3 protein-coding genes are annotated in these 4,575 nt (G+C 39.8%); all 3 read right to left on the bottom strand.

Going from position 1 to position 4,575, the window contains the following annotated elements:
* Positions 1–175: 175 nt before the first annotated feature.
* Positions 176–1,579, bottom strand: a complete 1,404-nt coding sequence (locus tag ABF638_RS36715; RefSeq protein ID WP_435027674.1) for a hypothetical protein — start codon at positions 1,577–1,579, stop codon at positions 176–178.
* A 109-nt stretch (positions 1,580–1,688) separates the two neighbouring features.
* Positions 1,689–1,919 carry a hypothetical protein gene (locus tag ABF638_RS36710; protein WP_435027673.1) on the bottom strand — a complete coding sequence of 77 codons (231 nt, stop codon included), beginning with the start codon at positions 1,917–1,919 and terminating at the stop codon, positions 1,689–1,691.
* 92 nt (positions 1,920–2,011) lie between these two features.
* Positions 2,012–3,343, bottom strand: coding sequence for a flavin-containing monooxygenase (locus ABF638_RS36705; RefSeq protein WP_435027672.1), 1,332 nt, complete (start codon positions 3,341–3,343; stop codon positions 2,012–2,014).
* Between the last annotated feature and the right edge of the window lie 1,232 nt (positions 3,344–4,575).

Below are 4,575 nucleotides of genomic sequence, written 5' to 3'. Positions count from 1 at the left end.
TTCTGCATGAAGTCTTGTGGGCTAAAAGGTACAGAGTCAACAGCCTAGGCGGAGCGTCTCCGGCTCCGCTCCTGAATTCTGAATTCTGAATTCTGAATTCTTCTTCAATCATAAGTGTGCGAAAACTTCACTAATCATAGCGAAATCACCTAATCTTTAGCGTTTTTCTACAGCCTTACAATCTTTGATCATCTGGATGCAAATTGTACCAGCTATACCAGTGACGAACTGCTAGCCAAACGGCTGAAAGCAAACCCGCTAAACTAAGGGTGAGTCCGCTGAAGGGTACTAGTAATCCAAAAATAGGCAGCACTGCTCCAGCAATAGTGGGGACGATCGCAGCCAGAGAAGCACTGCGGCTAGCTCCCAATCCCCACGTTAAAATTAGTAAGATGATGGAAATTAAAGTCCAAGCTAACTGAGCATTGATAACGCGAGCTAGATAGGTCAAAGTCAATAGACAAGCAAAGAAAATACTACCAGCGATCGCTACATTTTTGAAACTCATGGGCAGTGACAAATATAACAACAATATCCACCATAAAAATATTGCTGGCGCTAGCAATAAAAGACGCGGAATTACCCCCGTGTTACCAATAGGCTCGGTGTTGGTAAATACTCCAAATGGATTTTTAACTGAAACATTATCGTCAAATTTCCAAGTAAATTGCGTACTGCGTCCGTCAGATTTAATTTCATCAGGTTCAATACCACTGGCAAAATTAGCCGGAGCAAAATTAGCAATTGCTATAAGGCGAAAGTTAGATAGCATCTGTCCCCCTGCACTATAAACCCAGCGGGGCCCGCCTCTAGCCTGATATGTGACTCGAAAGGTGGTTTCTTCCCCTGGTTGCAGCCGGAAGGGAAAACCATAGTCTCCCGGATTGGTTGGTTGTAACCTAGTCCCGTCACGCTCGATTTTGTAGCTCTTAAGCAGTATGGAGCCGTTGGGTGGTGGTGCTTCAAAGAAAAAATTATTAATATCCTTGAGTTGGTTAACTACTTTATAATCAGCAGTATAATCTGCGCGATAAATTGAGCTACGACCTGGAACATCTACACTTTGGTCAAGCTTGACTTGAATTTGCGAACCAGCCAGCATTAAAAAGCGATTGATTTCTCGTGTCTCGTTTACCTTAACTATTTTGCCATCAACTTGAGTGGTGTATGAGTATGGCTCTCGAATAGAGTAGCGGACTTGGGGCGCAAATTGTTCGAGCTTTTCACCTGCAACACTTTCAGCCACTTGAGCCACCTTTGCTTGTTCCCAGTGGTGATAGCGATTGCTTAAAGTTGAACAGAGAAAAAATCCTGGTACTAACAGAACTAATACTAGAGTTAAATGCTGCAATCCCCGCAACAGTTGGGAATAACGAACAGCCCATTCGCCAATGAATATAAGTTGTTCAGGCTGACTTCGACGCAGGGAAAAACTGATCAGTGCGATCGCAATTCCCAAAGCTACGATCAAAAATACTAATAATAATGAAGCTTTGAGCGCCTCGGTTCCAAATTGGACAAGCTCAATTGGATGCGTCAAATCGGGTAATCCGGGAATACCTTGAGCAGAAGATGACATTGGTTGATTTTTGCAGAATTTGGAGAACCAGACCAATAAAATCTCTTAAAAGTTTCTGGAAAGAGGTATAAATTATTATCCCATTTGGTGACGGTTCCCAATCCCCAATTCAACTTTGTATTTTCAGAATTTCCTGTAATTTATTCTCATAAAAAAATTCCTTTTCTCCCATCGCTGGAACTAAATCAGTTAGCCAAGTTGCTTTCTCGTCATAACGTGCAAAGAAAGGGCGTTTACACCAATTGGGATCGCGTCCTTGCAAAAAAGAAAGTACAAATACTTTCTCGCCATAAATCTCAGTTACGCCATCCACTGCAACTTTACCCGGTAGTGCTGACATGACTGGGCCCCGAGCCGTGCGAGCTAACCCAGACACTTTTTGTATTGCTGCTAGATAAATTTCCCATGCTCGAATAATTGGCTACTTTTAGTCTAAGTCCTACTAACTAATTTTTGTAGCAAGGGTGGGAGTGGATGATTCTCAAACTGGGAATACTGGGAATCAATTCGGTGAGCTTTTTGAACCATCCGTTTAAAAAATAGATTGACTAATTTTAATTCCCGAAAAATCTTTTGCGGATCTTCAAGATGGGTTGTGGGTAGTTGCTGTCCCATTTTTTTTAGGACTAGACCCATAGGAATTTTAATTTCATCCTGGAGTTCAAGAAAACGGGTAAATATGGGTGCAAAAGCGGAAAATAAAGAACCAGCACCTCCTCTAGCTTGTCCCCATCCGATGTAGTAAATTCCTTTGTAATCTTCAAGAAATGACCCTCCATAACATTTCACTGTTGCTCCTTCCACCCGTTGCAGTTCTGGAGGTAAAAATGGATAGGCTACATGAAAACCAGTTGCACAAACAATTAAATCAAAGGTTTCTCGACTACCATCCGCAAATTCAACTTCCCCACCATCTAAATGTCTTACCTCTGGCTTATAGGAAATGCGACCGTGTTTAATATAGTAAGGCACCTCATTATTTAAGGTCGGGTGCTTATCAAAAATTCGATATTTGGGTTCGGGTAGACCATAATCTTTGTGCTTACCGAAGGTTAACAGAATAATTACATAAGACATAAACCGCTGAAACCATTCTGGCATCCACCATTTAGTTAAATCGGAAACTGGAACACCTACAAAGGTTTTGGGAATAAACCACACAGATTCACGCATACTCAACACAGATTTAGCTCCCACCCTAGCGGCTTCTGCGGCTATATCACAAGCTGAATTACCTCCACCAATCACCAGAACTCTCTTACCATATAGTTTCTGGGGATTTTTATAATCTTTGGAGTGAATTATCTCCCCATCAAATTCTCCTGAGAATTGGGGAAAACGTTTGCACCAATGATGACCATTACAAATGATAATCCCTTTGTAAATTCGCTGTTCCCCATTATCAAATGTAACTTCCCAAAGACTATTCTCAATAGGATGCACGTAGCTAACTTTACGATTCAGTTCAATGTTTTTACGTAACTCAAAATGGTCAGCAAAGGAGTTTAAGTAATCCCGTATATTTTGAGCACTGGGAAAGTCCGGATAATTATCCGGCATGGGGAAATGGGTAAATTGGGTAATCTTCCGTGATGAAATGATGTGTGCAGTTTCATACACACCATGATACCAATTTCCACCAATGTCATCGCTGGCATCAACTTGGTCGTAGGGAATATTCGCGCTTTTGAGCGCTTCAGCCATACCTAATCCCACAAAACCAGCCCCAAGAATTAAATGCTTGTGAGTAGTGTCCAACATCATTGTTAATTTTACTTGACTATTTTCTAAACTTTTGGAAGATACCGAGCTAACTCACTCAAAAAGAGAGAATATCTCGTGAGGATATGAAAAGCTTGGGCTATAACATCAGGGAATATGTGCAATTTATTGGCAACAATACCTCTAATTGTTGCCCTCATTACCTGTGTCCGGTCTGTTGTCATATATTCCGGAACACCCTGGCTTCTCTTGGCTAGAGTTCCATATCGTTCCGATTGCAGAATTGGAGTGCGACTAAAAAAATGACAAACATCGGGAAGCTTGACGTTATATTCCTTAACTTCATTATTGTGTTTATTTCTGCCGACTTATTATTAGCTTCAAATGTTAGGTTAACTGACGATGCCTAACTGTAGCAGTGAATACGGTATTTTAGTTAAAAAAATGCTTAAAATATCTCTAGAAAATATCAATTAATCCAATACAAAACTGAGTTATGTCATTCATGACACCAATTCTATATGAGGCTGCACTTGATTCATATAGAGGCAATACCCTGCACTAATCCGCTTTTTATCACATGGTTTGACCCTACAGCGGAGTTTTTGGTAAGTCCTATAGGCACATATTCAAAAAGAAATAATATGAGACATAAAATCGTTTAAAAGTTTAGAAAAATATACTTTTAATTTCGGTACTTTTTCACATGTAAATTGGAATTGCTATAGGACTCCTATTTGATTTTTTAAAAAACTCAGTACACATCTATTCCCTTCTTTCTGTACCCTGTTCCCTCCCTACACAAGTAAGTTCATAAATCCAATCTGATTCATATATATTCCTCTTTCGTAAAAAAAATGGGTAAAATCTTAATTCTTCTTTGGCTATAAAAAATAACGTCGAATTCTGTATTGGAAATATAAACAAATATTCGACTGTTAATGAACATAACTGTACAGAAGTAATACTTTTGAAATTATCTATCCAAAGTAATAAAATATTGACCTATTAACGACAGTTACAATGCAAGCACTTTGGACTGGTCAAAGTTGCGCTATCAGTATACTACTGCGGTTAGCTCAGTGCTGATGGAAAAATACAGCCCAGCGATCGCTAATCAAATGGGCGTTGCATAATAGAGTGATAAATTGAGGTTATCTACTGGGCAATGTCCATACTGTGGGTCTACGGAAATCCAGAAGAGTGGAAAGTGAAGAGGTAAGGGATTTGCAAGAAAATAAGATACCAATTAAACGGGGAAAATTGTGATATCC

Origin of the sequence: Nostoc sp. CALU 1950, from assembly GCF_051172895.1 — a bacterium.
Taxonomy (GTDB): Bacteria; Cyanobacteriota; Cyanobacteriia; order Cyanobacteriales; family Nostocaceae; genus Nostoc; species Nostoc edaphicum_A.
The sequence above is the reverse complement of the archived record's forward strand: the minus strand, read 5'-3'. Positions and strand labels throughout refer to the sequence as shown.

What these genes read in the sequence shown, in the direction of transcription:
- ABF638_RS36705 (WP_435027672.1), bottom strand. Translation starts at nt 3,343, where the DNA reads ATGATGTTGGACACTACTCACAAGCATTTAATTCTTGGGGCTGGTTTT.
- ABF638_RS36710 (WP_435027673.1), bottom strand. Translation starts at nt 1,919, where the DNA reads ATGTCAGCACTACCGGGTAAAGTTGCAGTGGATGGCGTAACTGAGATT.
- ABF638_RS36715 (WP_435027674.1), bottom strand. Translation starts at nt 1,579, where the DNA reads ATGTCATCTTCTGCTCAAGGTATTCCCGGATTACCCGATTTGACGCAT.